The 19472-nt window shown below is 57.4% G+C and carries 27 protein-coding genes; all 27 read right to left on the reverse strand.

Annotated elements, in window-relative coordinates; all coding sequences use genetic code 11:
- Nucleotides 1–4: 4 nt before the first annotated feature.
- A complete protein-coding gene (secY, locus tag C6A77_RS02865; protein WP_003257108.1) occupies nucleotides 5–1336 on the reverse strand; it encodes a preprotein translocase subunit SecY in 1332 nt (443 codons plus the stop codon).
- On the reverse strand, nucleotides 1337–1771 hold the full coding sequence (gene rplO / locus C6A77_RS02870) for a 50S ribosomal protein L15 (RefSeq protein WP_003257107.1): 435 nt from the start codon (nucleotides 1769–1771) through the stop codon (nucleotides 1337–1339).
- A 3-nt stretch (nucleotides 1772–1774) separates the two neighbouring features.
- Entirely contained in the window at nucleotides 1775–1951 is a 177-nt protein-coding gene (gene rpmD / locus C6A77_RS02875; RefSeq protein ID WP_003255463.1) for a 50S ribosomal protein L30, read from the reverse strand.
- 2 nt (nucleotides 1952–1953) lie between these two features.
- Nucleotides 1954–2454, reverse strand: coding sequence for a 30S ribosomal protein S5 (gene rpsE / locus C6A77_RS02880; protein WP_003255465.1), 501 nt, complete (start codon nucleotides 2452–2454; stop codon nucleotides 1954–1956).
- A gap of 3 nt (nucleotides 2455–2457) precedes the next feature.
- Nucleotides 2458–2808: a 50S ribosomal protein L18 gene (gene rplR / locus C6A77_RS02885; protein WP_009681973.1), complete on the reverse strand. Its 351-nt coding sequence runs from the start codon at nucleotides 2806–2808 to the stop codon at nucleotides 2458–2460.
- A 10-nt stretch (nucleotides 2809–2818) separates the two neighbouring features.
- The gene (gene rplF / locus C6A77_RS02890; RefSeq protein ID WP_009681972.1) at nucleotides 2819–3352 is read right to left on the reverse strand and encodes a 50S ribosomal protein L6; all 534 of its coding nucleotides are present in this window, start codon (nucleotides 3350–3352) and stop codon (nucleotides 2819–2821) included.
- Between the two features lie 12 nt (nucleotides 3353–3364).
- Entirely contained in the window at nucleotides 3365–3757 is a 393-nt protein-coding gene (gene rpsH, locus C6A77_RS02895; RefSeq protein ID WP_009681971.1) for a 30S ribosomal protein S8, read from the reverse strand.
- 209 nt (nucleotides 3758–3966) lie between these two features.
- Complete coding sequence (gene rpsN / locus C6A77_RS02900; RefSeq protein ID WP_110637824.1) at nucleotides 3967–4272, reverse strand: 30S ribosomal protein S14; 306 nt, start codon at nucleotides 4270–4272, stop codon at nucleotides 3967–3969.
- Between the two features lie 13 nt (nucleotides 4273–4285).
- Nucleotides 4286–4825: a 50S ribosomal protein L5 gene (rplE, locus tag C6A77_RS02905; RefSeq protein ID WP_003255474.1), complete on the reverse strand. Its 540-nt coding sequence runs from the start codon at nucleotides 4823–4825 to the stop codon at nucleotides 4286–4288.
- A gap of 20 nt (nucleotides 4826–4845) precedes the next feature.
- Complete coding sequence (gene rplX / locus C6A77_RS02910; protein WP_003255476.1) at nucleotides 4846–5160, reverse strand: 50S ribosomal protein L24; 315 nt, start codon at nucleotides 5158–5160, stop codon at nucleotides 4846–4848.
- An 11-nt stretch (nucleotides 5161–5171) separates the two neighbouring features.
- Nucleotides 5172–5540: a 50S ribosomal protein L14 gene (gene rplN, locus C6A77_RS02915; RefSeq protein ID WP_002555479.1), complete on the reverse strand. Its 369-nt coding sequence runs from the start codon at nucleotides 5538–5540 to the stop codon at nucleotides 5172–5174.
- Nucleotides 5541–5563: 23 nt separating this feature from the next.
- Nucleotides 5564–5830, reverse strand: coding sequence for a 30S ribosomal protein S17 (rpsQ, locus tag C6A77_RS02920; protein ID WP_008089812.1), 267 nt, complete (start codon nucleotides 5828–5830; stop codon nucleotides 5564–5566).
- 2 nt (nucleotides 5831–5832) lie between these two features.
- Nucleotides 5833–6024 carry a 50S ribosomal protein L29 gene (gene rpmC / locus C6A77_RS02925; protein WP_002555481.1) on the reverse strand — a complete coding sequence of 64 codons (192 nt, stop codon included), beginning with the start codon at nucleotides 6022–6024 and terminating at the stop codon, nucleotides 5833–5835.
- Nucleotides 6024–6437: a 50S ribosomal protein L16 gene (gene rplP, locus C6A77_RS02930; protein WP_003255479.1), complete on the reverse strand. Its 414-nt coding sequence runs from the start codon at nucleotides 6435–6437 to the stop codon at nucleotides 6024–6026. The genes rpmC and rplP overlap by 1 nt, the downstream gene beginning before the upstream one ends.
- 12 nt (nucleotides 6438–6449) lie before the next feature.
- The gene (gene rpsC / locus C6A77_RS02935) at nucleotides 6450–7136 is read right to left on the reverse strand and encodes a 30S ribosomal protein S3 (protein WP_003255481.1); all 687 of its coding nucleotides are present in this window, start codon (nucleotides 7134–7136) and stop codon (nucleotides 6450–6452) included.
- 13 nt (nucleotides 7137–7149) lie between these two features.
- Nucleotides 7150–7482 (reverse strand): 50S ribosomal protein L22, encoded by a 333-nt coding sequence (rplV, locus tag C6A77_RS02940; RefSeq protein WP_003103908.1) that lies wholly within the window; start codon nucleotides 7480–7482, stop codon nucleotides 7150–7152.
- Nucleotides 7483–7493: 11 nt separating this feature from the next.
- A complete protein-coding gene (rpsS, locus tag C6A77_RS02945; RefSeq protein WP_003255482.1) occupies nucleotides 7494–7769 on the reverse strand; it encodes a 30S ribosomal protein S19 in 276 nt (91 codons plus the stop codon).
- Nucleotides 7770–7785: 16 nt separating this feature from the next.
- Complete coding sequence (rplB, locus tag C6A77_RS02950; RefSeq protein ID WP_003255483.1) at nucleotides 7786–8610, reverse strand: 50S ribosomal protein L2; 825 nt, start codon at nucleotides 8608–8610, stop codon at nucleotides 7786–7788.
- Between the two features lie 14 nt (nucleotides 8611–8624).
- Entirely contained in the window at nucleotides 8625–8924 is a 300-nt protein-coding gene (gene rplW / locus C6A77_RS02955; protein ID WP_003255484.1) for a 50S ribosomal protein L23, read from the reverse strand.
- Entirely contained in the window at nucleotides 8921–9523 is a 603-nt protein-coding gene (rplD, locus tag C6A77_RS02960) for a 50S ribosomal protein L4 (protein ID WP_003255485.1), read from the reverse strand. Before rplD ends, rplW begins: the two co-directional genes overlap by 4 nt.
- 12 nt (nucleotides 9524–9535) lie before the next feature.
- Nucleotides 9536–10171, reverse strand: a complete 636-nt coding sequence (gene rplC, locus C6A77_RS02965) for a 50S ribosomal protein L3 (protein ID WP_003257089.1) — start codon at nucleotides 10169–10171, stop codon at nucleotides 9536–9538.
- Nucleotides 10172–10251: 80 nt separating this feature from the next.
- The gene (gene rpsJ / locus C6A77_RS02970; RefSeq protein ID WP_003186070.1) at nucleotides 10252–10563 is read right to left on the reverse strand and encodes a 30S ribosomal protein S10; all 312 of its coding nucleotides are present in this window, start codon (nucleotides 10561–10563) and stop codon (nucleotides 10252–10254) included.
- A 141-nt stretch (nucleotides 10564–10704) separates the two neighbouring features.
- Nucleotides 10705–11898 (reverse strand): elongation factor Tu, encoded by a 1194-nt coding sequence (gene tuf, locus C6A77_RS02975; protein ID WP_114167943.1) that lies wholly within the window; start codon nucleotides 11896–11898, stop codon nucleotides 10705–10707.
- Between the two features lie 27 nt (nucleotides 11899–11925).
- Nucleotides 11926–14073 (reverse strand): elongation factor G, encoded by a 2148-nt coding sequence (fusA, locus tag C6A77_RS02980; RefSeq protein WP_114167944.1) that lies wholly within the window; start codon nucleotides 14071–14073, stop codon nucleotides 11926–11928.
- Nucleotides 14074–14103: 30 nt separating this feature from the next.
- Nucleotides 14104–14574 (reverse strand): 30S ribosomal protein S7, encoded by a 471-nt coding sequence (gene rpsG / locus C6A77_RS02985; protein WP_003246741.1) that lies wholly within the window; start codon nucleotides 14572–14574, stop codon nucleotides 14104–14106.
- A 106-nt stretch (nucleotides 14575–14680) separates the two neighbouring features.
- The gene (gene rpsL / locus C6A77_RS02990; RefSeq protein WP_003257088.1) at nucleotides 14681–15052 is read right to left on the reverse strand and encodes a 30S ribosomal protein S12; all 372 of its coding nucleotides are present in this window, start codon (nucleotides 15050–15052) and stop codon (nucleotides 14681–14683) included.
- A 211-nt stretch (nucleotides 15053–15263) separates the two neighbouring features.
- Nucleotides 15264–19463: a DNA-directed RNA polymerase subunit beta' gene (gene rpoC, locus C6A77_RS02995; RefSeq protein ID WP_114167945.1), complete on the reverse strand. Its 4200-nt coding sequence runs from the start codon at nucleotides 19461–19463 to the stop codon at nucleotides 15264–15266.
- Nucleotides 19464–19472 lie beyond the last annotated feature (9 nt).

A 19472-nucleotide genomic window follows, 5' to 3' on the forward strand; every position in this document is an offset into this window, starting at 1 on the left:
CGTATCAGCGCAGCAGACCGCTGCCACCGTAGCCTTTCAGGTTGGCTTTCTTCATCAGGGATTCGTACTGGTGCGAAACGAGGTGCGATTGTACTTGGGACATGAAGTCCATCACAACCACTACCACAATCAGCAACGAGGTCCCGCCAAGGTAGAACGGCACATTTGCTGCCACCACCAGGAACTGGGGCAGAAGGCAGACGGCCATCATGTAAAGAGCACCGAACATGGTCAGACGGGTCAGAACGCCATCAATGTAGCGCGCCGACTGCTCACCAGGACGGATACCCGGAATAAAGGCACCGGACTTCTTCAGGTTTTCCGCTACGTCTTTCGGGTTGAACATCAACGCTGTGTAGAAGAAGCAGAAGAAAATGATCCCTGCACTAAACAGCAGAATGTTCAACGGCTGACCAGGAGCGATCGACTGCGAGATGTCCTGCAGCCAGCCCATACCTTCGGACTGACCGAACCAGGCACCCAGCGAAGCCGGGAACAGCAGAATGCTGCTCGCGAAAATGGCCGGGATAACCCCCGCCATGTTCACCTTAAGCGGCAAGTGGCTAGTCTGCGCAGCGAAGACCTTGCGGCCCTGCTGACGCTTGGCGTAGTGAACGGCGATACGACGCTGACCACGCTCAATGAACACCACGAAACCGATAATCGCTACTGCCAGCAAACCGATAGCGACCAGGGCGAAAATGTTGATATCGCCTGTGCGCGCAGACTCGAAAGACTGCCCGATTGCTCTCGGAAGACCGGCAACGATACCTGCGAAGATCAACATCGAGATACCGTTGCCCACACCGCGCTCGGTGATCTGCTCGCCCAGCCACATCATGAACATCGCGCCTGCCACGAAGGTGGAGACGGCGACGACATGGAAGCCCAGACCTACAGAAAACGCCACGCCCTGGTTGGCCAGGCCAATGGACATGCCAATGGCTTGAACCAGTGCCAGGATAACGGTGCCGTAGCGGGTGTACTGGCTGATCTTGCGACGGCCAGCTTCACCTTCCTTCTTCAACTGCTCCAGTTGCGGGCTGACCGCCGTCATCAGCTGCATGATGATCGATGCCGAGATGTACGGCATGATCCCCAGTGCAAAGATGCTCATGCGCTCGAGCGCGCCACCGGAAAACATGTTGAACAAGCTAAGAATGGTCCCCTCATTCTGCCGAAACAGATCCGCCAGACGGTCTGGATTGATGCCAGGAACCGGGATATGCGCACCTATCCGATAGACGATGATCGCCATGAACAGAAAGCGCAGACGAGCCCAGAGTTCCGACATCCCGCCCTTACCGAGCGAAGAGAGAGCACCTTGCTTAGCCATTTATTCCTCGAACTTGCCGCCAGCTGCTTCGATAGCCGCACGCGCACCCTTGGTGGCTGCGATACCCTTGATGGTGACTGCGCGAGTGACTTCGCCAGACAGCATGATTTTCACGCGCTGTACGTTCTGGCCGATCACGTTGGCATCCTTCAGGGATTGCACGGAGATCACGTCGCCTTCCACTTTGGCCAGCTCGGACAGACGCACTTCGGCGCGGTCCATGGCTTTCAGGGAAACGAAGCCGAACTTCGGCAGACGACGGTGCAGCGGCTGTTGACCGCCTTCGAAGCCAGGAGCGATCGAACCACCCGAACGGGAAGTCTGACCTTTGTGGCCACGGCCGCCGGTCTTGCCCAGACCGCTACCGATACCACGACCTGGACGATGCTTCTCGCGACGGGAACCCGGCGCTGGACTCAGATCATTGAGTTTCATCGATTAACCCTCGACCTTCAGCATGTAGTAAGCCTTGTTGATCATCCCGCGGTTCTCGGGAGTATCCTGGACTTCTACAGTGTGACCGATGCGACGCAGACCCAGGCCTTTAACGCACAGCTTGTGGTTAGGCAGACGGCCCGAGACGCTCTTGATCAGCGTTACTTTTACGGTTGCCATGATCAGAAGATCTCCTCGACGCTCTTGCCGCGCTTGGCAGCAATGGATTCAGGAGATTGCATGGCTTTCAGACCCTTGAAGGTGGCGTAAACCACGTTCACAGGGTTGGTCGAACCGTAGCACTTGGCCAGAACGTTCTGAACACCAGCAACTTCCAGGACAGCACGCATTGCGCCACCGGCGATGATACCGGTACCTTCCGAGGCAGGCTGCATGTAAACCTTCGAGGCGCCGTGGGCGGCCTTGGTGGCGTACTGCAGGGTGGTGCCCTTCAGGTCAACCTGGATCATGTTGCGGCGAGCAGCTTCCATGGCTTTCTGGATCGCGGCAGGTACTTCGCGCGACTTGCCACGGCCGAAGCCAACACGACCTTTACCATCACCCACCACGGTCAGCGCGGTGAAGGTGAAGATACGGCCGCCTTTTACGGTTTTGGCAACGCGGTTAACTTGAACCAGCTTCTCGATGTAGCCTTCGTCGCGCTTTTGATCGTTATTTGCCATAACTTAGAACTCCAGCCCGCCTTCACGAGCAGCATCAGCCAGCGCTTTGACGCGGCCATGGTACTTGAAGCCGGAACGGTCAAAGGCAACTTGAGATACACCGGCGGCTTTCGCACGCTCAGCTACCAGCTTGCCAACCTTAGTGGCCGCGTCGATGTTGCCAGTGGCGCCATCACGCAGTTCTTTGTCCAAGGTCGAGGCGCTTGCCAGAACCTTGCTGCCGTCGGCCGAAATGACCTGGGCATAGATGTGCTGCGAGGAGCGGAACACGCACAGGCGCACGACTTCGAGTTCGTGCATCTTGAGACGTGCTTTGCGAGCGCGACGCAGTCGGATAACTTTTTTGTCGGTCATTTGCTAGGCCCTACTTCTTCTTGGCTTCTTTACGACGGACTACTTCGTCCGCGTAACGCACACCCTTGCCTTTGTAAGGCTCTGGCGGACGGAAGTCGCGGATTTCAGCGGCCACCTGACCCACCAGCTGCTTGTCGATACCCTTGATCAGGATATCGGTCTGGCTTGGGGTTTCAGCGGTGATGCCGGCTGGCAGTTCGTAGTCCACTGGGTGCGAGAAGCCCAGGGCCAGGTTCAGGACGGTGCCCTTGGCCTGTGCCTTGTAACCAACACCGACCAGCTGGAGCTTGCGCTCGAAGCCTTGGCTTACGCCCTGGACCATGTTGTTCACCAGAGCACGGGTAGTACCGGCCATGGCGCGAGCTTGCTGGTCACCGTTGCGAGCGACGAAACGCAGCTCGCCAGATTCTTCGGTAACTTCAACAGACGAGTGAACGTTCAGTTCGAGAGTGCCTTTGGCACCCTTCACCGAAAGCTGCTGGCCGGCGAATTTGACTTCGACGCCTGCTGGCAGCTTAACGGGGTTCTTAGCGACGCGAGACATGCCTATCTCCCCTTAGAACACTGTGCACAGAACTTCGCCGCCGACACCGGCAGCGCGCGCAGCGCGATCAGTCATCACACCTTTGTTGGTGGAGACGATAGACACGCCCAGGCCGCCACGTACTTTCGGCAGTTCTGCGACGGACTTGTACTGGCGCAGGCCTGGACGGCTGGAGCGCTTCAGTTCCTCGATGACCGGACGGCCTTCGAAGTACTTCAGTTCGATCGACAGGGAAGGCTTGGCCTCACCAGTTACCTGGTAGCCAGCGATGTAACCTTCGTCTTTCAGAACTTTGGCAACCGCGACCTTCAGGGTGGAGGAAGGCATGCTTACGACGGACTTTTCAGCCATCTGGGCATTACGGATGCGAGTTAGCATGTCCGCTAACGGGTCCTGCATACTCATGGGCTAGATGCTCCTGATACAAGAATTATTAGCCTTGCGGCTATCACAACCACCTGAGCGGACAGGGCAAAAAACCCAGGCTCAGGTGAGCCGGTCATTCTAGACACAAGGTAGAAACGAAACAAGCCCCATATAGGGGCTTGTTTGTTGGCGAGGTCACCGGCGGTCGGAAGATTGCTCCCCTTCCACCGGGATCACACCGGCAGCGATTACCAGGAGGCTTTGACCAGACCTGGTACGTCACCGCGCATTGCAGCTTGACGCAGCATGTTACGGCCCAGGCCGAACTTACGGTATACACCGTGAGGACGACCGGTCAGGCGGCAACGGTTGCGCAGGCGCGAGGCGCTAGCGTCACGTGGCTGCTTCTGCAGAGCGACAACGGCAGCGAAACGCTCTTCTGGAGAGGCGTTCTGGTTGACGATGGTCGCTTTCAGCTCAGCACGCTTCTTAGCGAACTTGGCTACCGTGAGCTGACGCTTCAGCTCGCGGTTTTTCATGCTCTTCTTGGCCATTTTCCTACTCCAATCAGTTGCGGAACGGGAACTTGAAAGCACGCAGCAGAGCGCGGCCTTCGTCGTCCGAACGAGCAGTGGTGGTCAGGGTGATGTCCAAACCGCGCAGAGCATCGATCTTGTCGTAGTCGATTTCCGGGAAGATGATCTGCTCTTTCACGCCCATGCTGTAGTTGCCACGGCCATCGAAGGACTTGGCATTCAGGCCGCGGAAGTCGCGAACCCGAGGCAGGGAGATCGCCAGCAGGCGGTCCAGGAATTCGTACATCTTGTCGCTACGCAGGGTCACCTTGACGCCGATCGGCCAGCCTTCGCGGACTTTGAAGCCAGCGATGGATTTGCGAGCGAAAGTCACGACCGGCTTTTGACCGGTGATCTTTTCCAGGTCAGCTACTGCGTGCTCGATGACTTTCTTGTCGCCGATCGCTTCGCCCAGACCCATGTTCAGGGTGATCTTGGTAACGCGCGGAACTTCCATCACGTTCGACAGCTTAAGTTCTTCCTTAAGCTTAGGAGCGATTTCGTTCCGGTAAATCTCTTTCAGTCGTGCCATGGTCTTCTACCTAGCAGTGTTCAAGCATCAACCGCTTTTTGGGTCGACTTGAAGACACGAATTTTCTTACCGTCTTCTACTTTGAAACCAACGCGGTCAGCCTTGTTGGTTTCGCCGTTGAAGATGGCAACGTTGGAAGCGTGCAGAGGCGCTTCTTTCTCGACGATACCGCCCTGAACGCCCGCCATCGGGTTAGGCTTGGTATGACGCTTGACCAGGTTCACACCACCGATGACCAGACGGTCATCAGCCAGAACCTTCAGCACCTTACCGCGCTTACCTTTGTCTTTGCCGGCGATCACGATGATCTCGTCGTCACGACGAATCTTTTGCATGTCGGATCTCCTTACAGCACTTCAGGGGCGAGCGAGACGATCTTCATGAACTTCTCGGTACGAAGTTCACGGGTCACTGGCCCGAAGATGCGAGTGCCGATCGGCTCTTGCTTGTTGTTCAGCAGAACAGCAGCGTTGCCGTCGAAACGAATGATGGAACCGTCAGCGCGACGTACACCGTGACGGGTACGGACGACAACAGCGGTCATCACCTGGCCTTTCTTGACCTTACCGCGCGGAATTGCTTCCTTGACGGTTACTTTGATGATGTCACCGATGCCGGCGTAACGGCGGTGCGAACCGCCGAGAACCTTGATGCACATGACGCGACGAGCGCCGCTGTTATCGGCCACATCGAGCATGGATTGAGTCTGAATCATAAAATTTCTCCGACCCCTAGCCCTTAGACTTCAACAGCGCGTTCGAGGACTTCAACCAGTGCCCAGGACTTGGTCTTGGCCAGCGGACGGGTTTCACGGATGGAAACCTTGTCGCCGATCTTGCACTGGTTGGATTCGTCGTGCGCGTGCAGCTTAGTCGAACGCTTAACGTATTTACCGTAGATCGGGTGCTTTACGCGACGCTCGATCAGAACGGTGATGGTCTTGTCCATTTTGTCGCTGACGACACGGCCAGTCAGCGTACGGACGGTTTTTTCAGCTTCAGCCATGATCACTTACCTGCCTGCTGGTTGAGCACAGTTTTCACGCGAGCGATGTCACGCTTAACTTGCGAGAGCAGGTGCGACTGCCCCAACTGGCCAGTTGCTTTCTGCATACGCAGATTGAACTGGTCGCGCAGCAAGCCGAGCAGTTGCTCATTCAGCTGCTGTGCAGATTTTTCACGAAGTTCATTCGCTTTCATCACATCACCGTCCGCTTAACAAAGGAGGTGGCGAGAGGCAGCTTTGCAGCAGCCAGGGCGAAAGCTTCGCGCGCCAGCTCTTCAGAAACACCTTCGATTTCATACAGGACTTTGCCTGGCTGAATCTGGGCAACCCAGTATTCCACGGAGCCCTTACCTTTACCCATACGAACCTCGAGAGGCTTCTTGGAGATCGGCTTGTCCGGGAACACACGGATCCAGATCTTACCGCCACGCTTGACGTGACGGGTCAGCGCACGACGTGCGGACTCGATCTGGCGAGCGGTGAGGCGACCGCGAGCAACAGCTTTCAGGGCGAATTCGCCGAAGCTGACTTTGCTACCGCGCAGTGCCAGACCACGGTTGTGGCCAGTCATCTGCTTGCGGAATTTTGTACGCTTTGGTTGCAACATTTGGCGTACCCCTTACTTAGCAGCTTTTTTACGAGGCGCTGGTGCTTGTGGTTTCAGTTCTTCTTGGCGACCACCAATAACTTCGCCTTTGAAGATCCAAACCTTCACACCGATCACACCGTAAGTGGTGTGAGCTTCGTAGGTGTTGTAGTCGATATCGGCACGCAGGGTGTGCAGAGGCACACGACCTTCGCGATACCACTCGGTACGAGCAATCTCAGCACCGCCGAGACGACCGCTCACCTGGATCTTGATGCCCTTGGCACCAATACGCATGGCGTTCTGTACGGCGCGCTTCATGGCGCGACGGAACATTACGCGGCGTTCCAGCTGCTGAGCTACGCTCTGCGCAACCAGCATGGCGTCGAGTTCCGGCTTGCGGATCTCTTCGATGTTGATGTGCACAGGCACACCCATCTGCTTGGTCAGGTCCTGACGCAGCTTCTCGACATCTTCACCTTTCTTACCGATAACGATACCGGGACGAGCGGTGTGGATGGTGATGCGTGCAGTTTGAGCCGGACGATGAATATCGATACGGCTTACGGACGCGCTTTTTAGTTTGTCTTGGAGGTACTCACGCGTTTTCAGATCCTTCAACAGGTAATCTGCGTAAGTAGCACCGTCTGCGTACCAGACGGAGGTGTGCTCCTTGACGATTCCCAGGCGAATGCCAGTGGGATGTACTTTCTGACCCATCTGATCGACTCCGTTACTTGTCCGCAACCTTGACAGTGATATGGCAAGACCGCTTGACGATGCGATCAGCACGGCCTTTGGCACGTGGCATGATGCGCTTCAGCGAACGCCCTTCGTTGACGAAGACGGTGGAGACCTTCAGGTCATCAACGTCTGCGCCTTCGTTGTGTTCGGCGTTGGCAACGGCCGACTCGAGGACTTTCTTCATGATTTCAGCGGCTTTTTTGCTGCTGAAGGCCAACAGGTTGAGCGCTTCGCCCACCTTCTTCCCGCGGATCTGGTCGGCGACCAAGCGGGCTTTCTGGGCGGAGATGCGAGCGCCCGACAACTTAGCGGCTACTTCCATTTCCTTACCCCTTAACGCTTGGCTTTCTTGTCAGCCACGTGCCCGCGGTAGGTGCGGGTACCGGCGAACTCGCCCAGTTTGTGGCCGACCATGTCTTCGTTCACGAGAACTGGGACATGTTGACGACCGTTGTGTACCGCGATGGTCAGACCGACCATTTGTGGCAGGATCATCGAACGGCGCGACCAGGTTTTAACTGGCTTGCGATCGTTCTTCTCCACCGCCACTTCGACCTTCTTCAGCAGGTGAAGATCGATAAAAGGACCTTTTTTCAGAGAACGTGGCACTGTCGTATCCCTCTAGTTACTTGCGACGACGGACGATCATGTTGTCGGTACGCTTATTACCACGGGTTTTAGCACCCTTGGTTGGGAAGCCCCATGGCGATACCGGATGACGACCACCGGAGGTACGACCTTCACCACCACCGTGTGGGTGGTCAACCGGGTTCATGGCAACACCACGAACGGTTGGGCGAACGCCGCGCCAGCGTTTGGCACCAGCTTTACCCAGCGAACGCAGGCTGTGCTCGGAGTTCGAGACTTCGCCCAGGGTCGCACGGCACTCAGCCAGGACTTTACGCATTTCACCAGAGCGCAGACGCAGGGTCACGTAGACACCTTCGCGAGCGATCAGCTGAGCCGAAGCACCAGCGGAACGAGCGATCTGAGCACCTTTACCCGGCTTCAGTTCGATGCCGTGAATGGTGCTACCCACTGGAATGTTGCGCAGCTGCAGGGAGTTACCGGCCTTGATTGGGGCCAGGGCACCTGCGATCAGCTGGTCGCCAGCGCTCACGCCTTTAGGGGCGATGATGTAGCGACGCTCACCGTCTGCGTAGCACAGCAGGGCGATGTGAGCAGTACGGTTCGGGTCGTATTCGATACGCTCGACAGTGGCTGGAATGCCATCTTTGTCGTTGCGACGGAAGTCGACCAGACGGTAATGCTGCTTGTGACCACCACCAACGTGACGAGTGGTAATGCGGCCATTGTTGTTACGACCACCAGACTTCGATTTTTTCTCGATCAGCGGTGCGTGAGGAGCGCCTTTGTGCAGCTCCTTGTTGACCACCTTGACCACGAAACGGCGGCCAGGGGAAGTCGGTTTGCATTTAACGATTGCCATGATGCACCCCTTCCTTACTCAGCACTGCTGCTGAAATCGAGATCTTGGCCTGGCTGAAGGGAGACGATCGCCTTCTTCCAGTCATTACGCTTGCCCAGACCACGTGCGGTACGCTTGGTTTTACCCAGAACGTTAACAGTCGACACGTTTTCAACTTTTACGTTGAACAGGCCTTCGACAGCTTTCTTGATTTCCAGCTTGGTTGCATCGGTAGCAACCTTGAATACGAACTGGCCTTTTTTCTCAGCCAGAACGGTAGCCTTCTCGGAAACGTGCGGGCCAAGGAGGACTTTGAATACGCGTTCCTGGTTCATCCCAGCAGCTCCTCGAATTTCTTCACGGCCGAGACAGTGATCAACACTTTCTCGTATGCGATCAGACTGACCGGGTCGGAACCTTGTACGTCACGAACGTCGACGTGCGGCAGGTTGCGAGCAGCCAGGTACAGGTTCTGATCAACAGCGTCGGAAACGATCAGTACGTCGCTCAGACCCATGCCGTTCAGCTTGTTCAGCAGATCTTTGGTTTTCGGCGCTTCAACAGCGAAGTCCTGAACCACGACCAGACGGTCGCTACGCACCAGCTCAGCGAGGATGGAGCGCAGAGCTGCGCGGTACATCTTCTTGTTGAGCTTCTGCGAGTGATCCTGAGGGCGAGCTGCGAAGGTTACACCACCGCCACGCCAGATCGGACCACGAGTGGTACCAGCACGAGCACGGCCAGTACCCTTCTGACGCCATGGGCGCTTACCGCCACCAGCCACGTCGGAACGGGTCTTTTGCTGCTTGGTGCCCTGACGGCCGCCGGCCATGTAGGCCACGACTGCTTGGTGTACCAGCGTCTCGTTGAATTCGCCACCGAAAGTCAGTTCGGAAACTTCGATCGCCTGAGCGTCATTTACATTGAGTTGCATGTCAGTTTCCCCTTAACCGCGAGCCTTGACAGCTGGACGTACAACCACGTCGCCGCCAGTAGCGCCTGGAACGGCACCCTTGACCAGCAGCAGGTTGCGTTCAGCGTCTACGCGAACAACTTCCAGGGACTGAACAGTCACGCGCTCGGCGCCCATGTGACCGGACATTTTCTTGCCCTTGAACACACGACCAGGAGTCTGGCACTGGCCGATGGAACCTGGGACACGGTGCGACACGGAGTTACCGTGGGTGTTGTCCTGGCCACGGAAGTTCCAGCGCTTGATGGTACCGGCGAAGCCTTTACCTTTGGACTGACCAGTAACGTCTACCAGCTGGCCTGCAGTGAAGAGTTCAGCTTTGATCAGATCGCCAGCCTGGAAATCGCCTTCTTCAAGACGGAACTCCCAAACACCGCGACCAGCGGCAACGTTGGCCTTGGCGAAGTGGCCTGCCTGAGCGGCAGTCACACGCGAAGCACGACGCTCGCCGACAGTGACTTGCACTGCACGGTAGCCATCGGTTTCTTCAGTTTTGAACTGGGTGACGCGATTCGGCTCGATCTCAATGACCGTGACCGGAATGGAGACACCTTCTTCGGTGAAAATGCGGGTCATACCGCACTTGCGACCGATTACACCAATAGTCATGTTGTAAACCTCATGAGTGTACGGGGCTTTCACCCGCTATGGCCGCCCATTTCAGAGCGTTACACGACTAGACCGAAGTCTTAGCCGAGGCTGATCTGTACTTCCACACCTGCCGCCAGATCAAGCTTCATCAGCGCGTCAACGGTTTTATCCGTTGGCTGGACGATGTCCAGAACACGCTTATGAGTGCGAATCTCGTACTGGTCACGCGCGTCTTTGTTGACGTGCGGGGAAACCAGAACGGTGAAACGCTCTTTGCGGGTAGGCAGTGGAATTGGACCACGCACTTGTGCACCAGTACGTTTCGCGGTTTCCACGATTTCCTGGGTGGATTGGTCGATCAGGCGATGGTCGAAAGCCTTCAACCTGATACGGATTTGCTGATTTTGCATTGGATTTCAGACTCCAGGCTGTTCCCAACGGACGCACTACGCCCGCTAAAAGGAGGCGTGATTCTATAGACGCCCCCATTTAGTGTCAACCCAATAAAAAAAACCCCCGCTGAGCGGGGGTTTTTTCAATCGGTCGAGTGATTACTCGATGATTTTGGCTACGACGCCGGCGCCGACGGTACGACCGCCTTCACGGATAGCGAAGCGCAGACCGTCTTCCATTGCGATGGTCTTGATCAGGGTAACAGTCATCTGAATGTTGTCACCTGGCATTACCATTTCAACGCCTTCCGGCAGTTCGCAGTTACCGGTCACGTCAGTGGTACGGAAGTAGAACTGAGGACGGTAGCCTTTGAAGAACGGAGTGTGACGACCGCCTTCTTCCTTCGACAGAACGTAGACTTCTGCGGTGAACTTGGTGTGCGGCTTGACCGAACCTGGCTTGACCAGAACCTGGCCACGCTCAACGTCGTCACGCTTGGTACCACGCAGCAGAACGCCGCAGTTCTCGCCAGCACGGCCTTCGTCCAGCAGCTTGCGGAACATCTCAACACCGGTGCAGGTGGTGGTGGTGGTGTCACGCAGACCAACGATTTCCAGCGGATCCTGAACGCGGACGATACCACGCTCGATACGACCGGTAACAACGGTACCACGACCCGAGATCGAGAATACGTCTTCGATCGGCATCAGGAACGGCTGGTCAACGGCACGAATTGGCTCAGGGATGTAGGCATCCAGAGTTTCTACCAGCTTCTTGACAGCGGTAGTGCCCATTTCGTTGTCGTCTTTGCCTTCCAGCGCCATACGAGCCGAACCGATGATGATCGGGGTGTCGTCGCCTGGGAAGTCGTAGGTGGACAGCAGGTCGCGAACTTCCATCTCGACCAGTTCCAGCAGCTCAGCGTCGTCTACCAGGTCAGCCTTGTTCAGGAAGACCACGATGTAAGGAACGCCTACCTGACGGGACAGCAGGATGTGCTCACGGGTTTGTGGCATCGGACCATCGGCGGCCGAGCAAACCAGGATCGCGCCGTCCATCTGGGCAGCACCGGTGATCATGTTCTTCACGTAGTCAGCGTGACCTGGGCAGTCAACGTGAGCGTAGTGACGAATGTTCGAGTTGTACTCGACGTGAGCGGTGTTGATGGTGATACCGCGCGCTTTTTCTTCCGGAGCCGAGTCGATCTTGTCGAACTCAACGACTGCCGAACCGAAAACTTCGGAGCAGACGCGAGTCAGAGCTGCGGTCAGAGTGGTCTTACCGTGGTCAACGTGGCCGATAGTGCCGACGTTAACGTGGGGAAGGGAACGATCAAATTTTTCTTTAGCCACGACAGTGAACCTCTTGCCTAAAGGGGATTAGCCTTGTTTTTTAACGAGTGCTTCGACGATGTTCGACGGAGCTTCGGCGTATTTGGAGAATTCCATGGAGTAGCTTGCGCGACCCTGAGACATGGAACGAACGTCGGTTGCGTAACCGAACATTTCTCCGAGCGGAACTTCAGCGCGGACGACGCGGCCAGAGACCGACTCATCCATACCCTGGACCAGACCACGACGACGGTTCAGGTCACCCATCACGTCACCCAGGTAGTCTTCCGGGGTTACAACTTCGACCTTCATGATCGGCTCGAGAACCACGCCACCGCCCTTCTGGGCCAGTTGCTTGGTTGCCATCGAAGCAGCGATCTTGAACGCCATTTCGTTGGAGTCGACGTCGTGGTACGAACCGTCGAATACCGCGGCCTTCAGGCCGATCAGAGGATAACCGGCAACAACGCCGTTTTTCATCTGTTCTTCGATACCCTTCTGGATCGCAGGGATGTATTCCTTAGGAATCACACCGCCAACGACTTCGTTGGAGAACACCAGACCTTCGGTGATGTTGCCCTTGTCGTCCTGATCCGGCTCCGAGAAACGGATCCAGCAGTGACCGAACTGACCACGACCGCCCGACTGACGAACGAACTTGCCTTCGATCTCGACGTTGGACTTGGTGATCTTCTCGCGGTACGAAACCTGCGGCTTGCCGATGTTGGCCTCGACGTTGAACTCGCGCTTCATGCGGTCAACGAGGATGTCCAGGTGCAGCTCACCCATACCGGAGATGATGGTCTGACCAGTTTCTTCGTCGGTCTTGACGCGGAACGACGGGTCTTCCTGGGCCAGCTTGCCCAGTGCGATACCCATCTTCTCCTGGTCGGCCTTGGTTTTCGGCTCTACGGAGAGCGAAATCACAGGCTCCGGGAAGTCCATACGCTCGAGGATGATCGGCTTGTCGGCGTTGCACAGGGTGTCACCGGTGGTGACGTCCTTCATGCCGATCAGAGCAGCGATGTCGCCTGCACGTACTTCCTTGATCTCTTCACGCTGGTTGGCGTGCATCTGCACCATACGACCAACGCGCTCTTTCTTGCCCTTGACCGAGTTGATGACGGAGTCACCGGAGCTCAGGAAGCCCGAGTAAACGCGAACGAAGGTCAGAGTACCAACGAACGGGTCGGTGGCAATCTTGAACGCCAGGGCCGAGAACGGCTCGTTGTCGTCAGCGTGACGCTCGTCGAACTGCTCAGGCTTGACTTCGTCCTTCGGCACGTCGATCAGGTCAGGGTGGATACCCTTGATCGCCGGGATCTCGGTCGGAGCTGGCAGGAAGTCGATAACGGCGTCGAGAACCAGGGGAACGCCCTTGTTCTTGAACGACGAACCGCAGACAGCCGGAACGATCTCGCTGGCCAGGGTGCGCGCACGCAGGCCTGCCTTGATCTCTTCGACGGTCAGCTCACCTTCTTCAAGGTACTTGTTCATCAGCTCTTCGTTGGCTTCGGCGGCGGCTTCAACCATGTTGTTGCGCCATTCGTTAGCCAGCTCGACCATATCCGCAGGAATTTCTTCCTCGCGGTAGGTGGTGCCTTTGTCGTCTTCGTTCCAGTAGATGGCTTTCATCTTGATCAGGTCGACCTGACCCTGGAAGTCGTCTTCTGCACCGATCGCCAGCTGGACCGGAACCGGGGTGTGACCCAGGCGGTTCTTGATCTGGCCGACAACGCGCAGGAAGTTGGCACCGGCACGGTCCATCTTGTTCACGTAGACAACACGTGGAACGCCGTATTTGTTGGCCTGACGCCATACGGTTTCGGACTGCGGCTCAACGCCGGAGGTACCGCAGAACACAACGACCGCGCCGTCGAGTACACGCAGCGAACGCTCTACTTCAATGGTGAAGTCAACGTGGCCGGGGGTATCGATGACGTTTACGCGGTAGTTGTCGTACTGACCACGAGAACCTTTCCAGAAGGTGGTAACGGCAGCGGAGGTAATGGTGATACCGCGCTCCTGCTCCTGCACCATCCAGTCGGTGGTCGCGGCGCCGTCGTGCACCTCGCCCATCTTGTGGCTCAGGCCTGTGTAGAACAGGATCCGCTCGGTAGTGGTAGTCTTGCCCGCGTCAACGTGGGCACAGATACCGATGTTACGGTAGCGGTTAATTGCTGTAGTACGAGCCATAAAGCCCTCGCAAAATAATTGATGCTTGAATTAGAAGCGGTAGTGCGAGAACGCTTTGTTGGCTTCGGCCATACGGTGCACGTCTTCACGCTTCTTGACTGCAGCACCCTTGCCTTCGGCAGCATCCAGCAGTTCGCCGGCCAGGCGCAGAGCCATCGACTTCTCGCCGCGCTTGCGGGCGTAGTCTACGAGCCAGCGCATTGCCAGAGCGTTACGACGGGATGGACGAACTTCAACCGGAACCTGGTAAGTGGCACCGCCGACACGGCGGGACTTTACTTCGACCAGCGGAGCGATGGCGTCGAGAGCTTTCTCGAAGATTTCCAGGGGGTCGCTGTTCTTGCGTGCTTTGACGGTATCCAGAGCACCGTAAACGATGCGCTCGGCTACGGCCTTCTTGCCGCTTTCCATCACGTGGTTCATGAACTTGGCGAGAATCTGGGATCCGTACTTAGGATCGTCAAGGATCTCACGTTTTGCTGCTACACGACGTCTTGGCATGATAAGCCCTCAAACGGTCTTCAGGTTAGCCCGGGACGCGGGTCTTCGACCCCTGCCCGACCTTACTCTTATCGACTCAAATAAATGGATGTCTGCAAACGGCCGATTACTTCGGACGCTTGGTACCGTACTTCGAACGACCCTGGTTACGGCCTTTGACGCCCGAAGTATCCAGAGAGCCGCGAACGGTGTGGTAACGAACACCTGGCAAGTCTTTTACACGGCCGCCACGGATCAGGACGACGCTGTGCTCTTGCAGGTTGTGGCCTTCACCACCGATGTACGAGGAAACCTCGAAACCGTTGGTCAGACGCACACGGCATACTTTACGTAGTGCCGAGTTAGGTTTTTTCGGCGTGGTGGTGTACACACGGGTGCACACGCCACGACGCTGCGGGCAGTTCTGCAGCGCAGGTACGTCGGATTTCTCGACGGTACGCTTACGCGGCTGACGTACCAGCTGGTTGATAGTTGCCATCTACTAGCTCCACTGATTGTCTTGCGACGCTATTGTCTTGCAAGAAAGCCAAAAATTGGCGAGACGGAGCCTCACCAAATTTAAGGGTACAAAAGTCTAAAGAGGATCTTGCACCCAGTCAAGACGAGGCCCCGGCCCTCCCCGCCCGATCATCGGCAACATTTGCTGTCGCCGATGGCCGTTCGAGGCTAGCCGGGGCCCTGCCCTGTACTTAGTTACCGCTGGAATTCAGCGCTTCGGTCAGTGCGGCTTCCACCTCACTGGCGCTTACACGCAGCGGTTTGTCGGCATCACGGCGACGCTTGCGCTCGCTGTGGTAGGCCAGACCAGTACCGGCCGGGATCAGACGACCCACGACCACGTTCTCTTTCAGGCCGCGCAGGTAGTCGCGCTTGCCGGTTACCGCCGCTTCGGTCAGTACGCGGGTGGTTTCCTGGAAGGAAGCCGCGGAGATGAACGACTCGGTCGACAGCGACGCCTTGGTGATACCCAGCAGCACACGGGTGAACTTGGAGACGAACTTGTCATCGGCAGCGAGACGCTCGTTCTCGACCAGCACCTGAGTCAGCTCCATCTGGTCGCCCTTGATGAAGCTGGAATCGCCCGACTCGGAGATCTCGACCTTGCGCAGCATCTGACGCAGGATGGTCTCGATGTGCTTGTCGTTGATCTTCACGCCCTGCAGACGGTAAACGTCCTGGATCTCGTTGACGATGTACTTCGCCAGCGCGCTCACACCCAGCAGACGCAGGATGTCGTGCGGATCGCTCGGGCCGTCGGAGATAACTTCGCCGCGGTTTACCTGTTCGCCTTCGAAGACGTTCAGGTGGCGCCACTTCGGAATCAGCTCTTCGTACGGGTCGCTACCGTCGGTCGGAGTAATGACCAGACGACGCTTGCCCTTGGTCTCTTTACCGAACGCGATGGTGCCGCTGACTTCAGCCAGAATCGAGGCTTCTTTCGGACGACGAGCTTCGAACAGGTCGGCAACGCGCGGCAGACCACCGGTGATGTCACGGGTCTTCGACGTTTCTTGCGGGATACGCGCGATAACGTCACCAACGCCGATCTGGGCACCGTCAGCCACACCGACAAGGGCGTTGGCCGGCAGGAAGTACTGGGCAGGTACGTCGGTACCTGGCAGGTACAGATCCTTGCCAGAAGCATCGACCATCTTGATCGCCGGACGGATTTCCTTGCCAGCGGCAGGGCGATCCTTGACGTCCAGGACTTCGATGTTGGTCAAACCGGTCAATTCGTCGGTCTGACGCTTGATGGTGATGTTTTCTTCCATGCCCACGAAGGTCACGGTACCTTTCAGTTCGGTAACGATCGGGTGGGTGTGCGGGTCCCACTTGGCGACGATGGCGCCAGCTTCGACCTTTTCACCTTCCTTGACCGAAATTACCGCACCGTATGGCAGCTTGTAGCGCTCACGCTCACGGCCGAATTCGTCGGCAATGGCCAGTTCGCCAGAACGCGATACGGCAACCAGGTTGCCATCGGCACGCTCGACCTGCTTCAGGTTGTGCAGACGCACCATACCGCCGTTCTTCACCTGGACGCTGTCGGCAGCCGAGGTACGGCTTGCAGCACCACCGATGTGGAACGTACGCATGGTCAGCTGGGTACCCGGCTCACCGATCGACTGAGCAGCGATAACGCCGACAGCTTCACCGATGTTTACCTGGTGACCGCGAGCCAGGTCACGACCGTAGCACTTGGCGCAGATACCGTAGCGGGTTTCGCAGTTGATCGGCGAACGCACGACCACTTCGTCGATGCTGTTCAGCTCGATGAACTCGACCCACTTCTCGTCGACCAAAGTACCGGCCGGAACGATGACGTCCTCGGTGCCTGGCTTGAACACGTCACGGGCGATGACACGGCCCAGTACGCGCTCACCGAGCGGCTCTACTACGTCGCCACCTTCGATGTGCGGGGTCATCAGCAGGCCCTGGTCGGTGCCGCAGTCGATCTCGGTAACTACCAGATCCTGGGCAACGTCTACCAGACGACGAGTCAGGTAACCGGAGTTCGCAGTCTTCAGTGCGGTATCCGCCAGACCCTTACGAGCACCGTGGGTCGAAATGAAGTACTGCAGAACGCTCAGGCCTTCACGGAAGTTCGCCGTGATCGGCGTCTCGATGATGGAGCCGTCCGGCTTGGCCATCAGACCACGCATACCGGCCAGCTGACGGATCTGGGCTGCGGAACCCCGCGCACCGGAGTCAGCCATCATGTACATCGAGTTGAAGGACTCTTGCTCGACTTCCTTGCCTTCGCGGTCGATGACCTTCTCTTTCGAGAGGTTGGCCATCATCGCCTTGGACACTTCGTCGTTCGCCTTCGACCACAAGTCGATGACCTTGTTGTACTTCTCGCCCTGGGTTACCAGGCCGGAGGCGTACTGGCTCTCGATTTCTTTCACTTCGTCGGTAGCGGTACCGATGATGCGGGCTTTCTCGTCCGGGATAACGAAGTCGTTAACACCGATGGAAACGCCGGAAATGGTCGAGTAAGCGAAACCGGTGTACATCAGCTGGTCAGCGAAGATCACGGTCTCTTTCAGGCCAACCACGCGATAGCACTGGTTGATCAGCTTGGAGATCGCCTTCTTCTTCATCGGCTGGTTGACCACGTCGTACGGCAGGCCTGCCGGGACAACCTGGAACAGCAGCGCACGGCCGACAGTGGTGTCGACGATGCGGGTGTTCTTGACCACGGAACCGTCACGCTCTTTCACGGTTTCGTTGATACGAACCTTGATTTTCGCGTGCAGGGCAGCCTCGCCGGCGCGGAATACGCGGTCGACTTCCTGCAGGTCGGCGAACACGCGACCTTCGCCCTTGGCGTTGATGGCTTCGCGGGTCATGTAGTACAGACCCAGTACAACGTCCTGCGACGGAACGATGATTGGCTCACCGTTGGCTGGCGACAGAATGTTGTTGGTCGACATCATCAGCGCGCGCGCTTCGAGCTGGGCTTCGAGGGTCAGCGGCACGTGAACGGCCATCTGGTCACCGTCGAAGTCGGCGTTGTACGCGGCACAGACCAGCGGGTGCAGCTGGATAGCCTTACCTTCGATCAGAACCGGTTCAAAGGCCTGGATACCCAGACGGTGCAGGGTCGGCGCACGGTTGAGCAGCACGGGGTGTTCGCGGATCACCTCGGCGAGTACGTCCCACACCTCTGGCAGTTCGCGCTCGACCATCTTCTTGGCAGCCTTGATGGTGGTCGCCAGACCACGCATTTCCAGCTTGCCGAAAATGAACGGCTTGAACAGCTCGAGGGCCATCTTCTTCGGCAGACCGCACTGGTGCAGACGCAGGGTCGGGCCTACGGTAATTACCGAACGGCCGGAGTAGTCCACACGCTTACCGAGCAGGTTCTGACGGAAGCGACCTTGCTTACCTTTGATCATGTCGGCCAGGGACTTCAGCGGACGCTTGTTCGAGCCAGTGATGGCGCGACCGCGACGGCCGTTGTCCAGCAGGGCGTCGACCGCTTCCTGCAGCATGCGCTTTTCGTTGCGCACGATGATGTCCGGCGCCGACAGATCCAGCAGGCGCTTCAGACGGTTGTTACGGTTGATCACCCGACGATACAGGTCGTTCAGGTCGGAGGTCGCGAAGCGGCCGCCATCCAGCGGCACCAGCGGACGCAGGTCCGGCGGCAGCACTGGCAGGACGGTCAGGACCATCCACTCAGGCAGGTTGCCCGAGCCCTGGAACGCTTCCATCAGCTTCAGGCGCTTGGACAGCTTCTTGATCTTGGTTTCCGAGTTGGTCTGCGGAATTTCTTCGCGCAGGCGACCGATCTCGTGCTCCAGGTCGATAGCGTGCAGCAGCTCGCGCACAGCCTCGGCACCCATGCGGGCGTCGAAGTCGTCACCGAACTCTTCCAGCGCTTCGAAGTACTGCTCGTCGTTCAGCAGCTGACCCTTTTCCAGGGTGGTCATGCCCGGGTCGATAACGACGTAGCTCTCGAAGTAGAGCACGCGCTCGATGTCACGCAGGGTCATGTCCATCAGCAGGCCGATACGGGACGGCAGCGACTTCAGGAACCAGATGTGGGCAACCGGCGAGGCCAGTTCGATGTGCGCCATGCGCTCACGACGAACTTTGGCCAGGGCAACTTCAACGCCGCACTTCTCGCAGATCACACCGCGGTGCTTGAGGCGCTTGTACTTGCCGCACAGGCACTCGTAGTCCTTGACTGGGCCAAAGATCTTGGCGCAGAACAGGCCGTCACGCTCAGGTTTGAACGTACGGTAGTTGATGGTTTCCGGCTTCTTAACTTCACCGAACGACCACGAACGGATCATTTCAGGCGACGCCAGACCGATGCGGATGGCGTCGAACTCTTCGACTTGACCCTGGTTTTTCAGCAAATTCAGTAGGTCTTTCAAGGCCTTTCC

The sequence above is a fragment of the Pseudomonas sp. AFG_SD02_1510_Pfu_092 genome (assembly GCF_003331055.1).
GTDB lineage: Bacteria > Pseudomonadota > Gammaproteobacteria > Pseudomonadales > Pseudomonadaceae > Aquipseudomonas.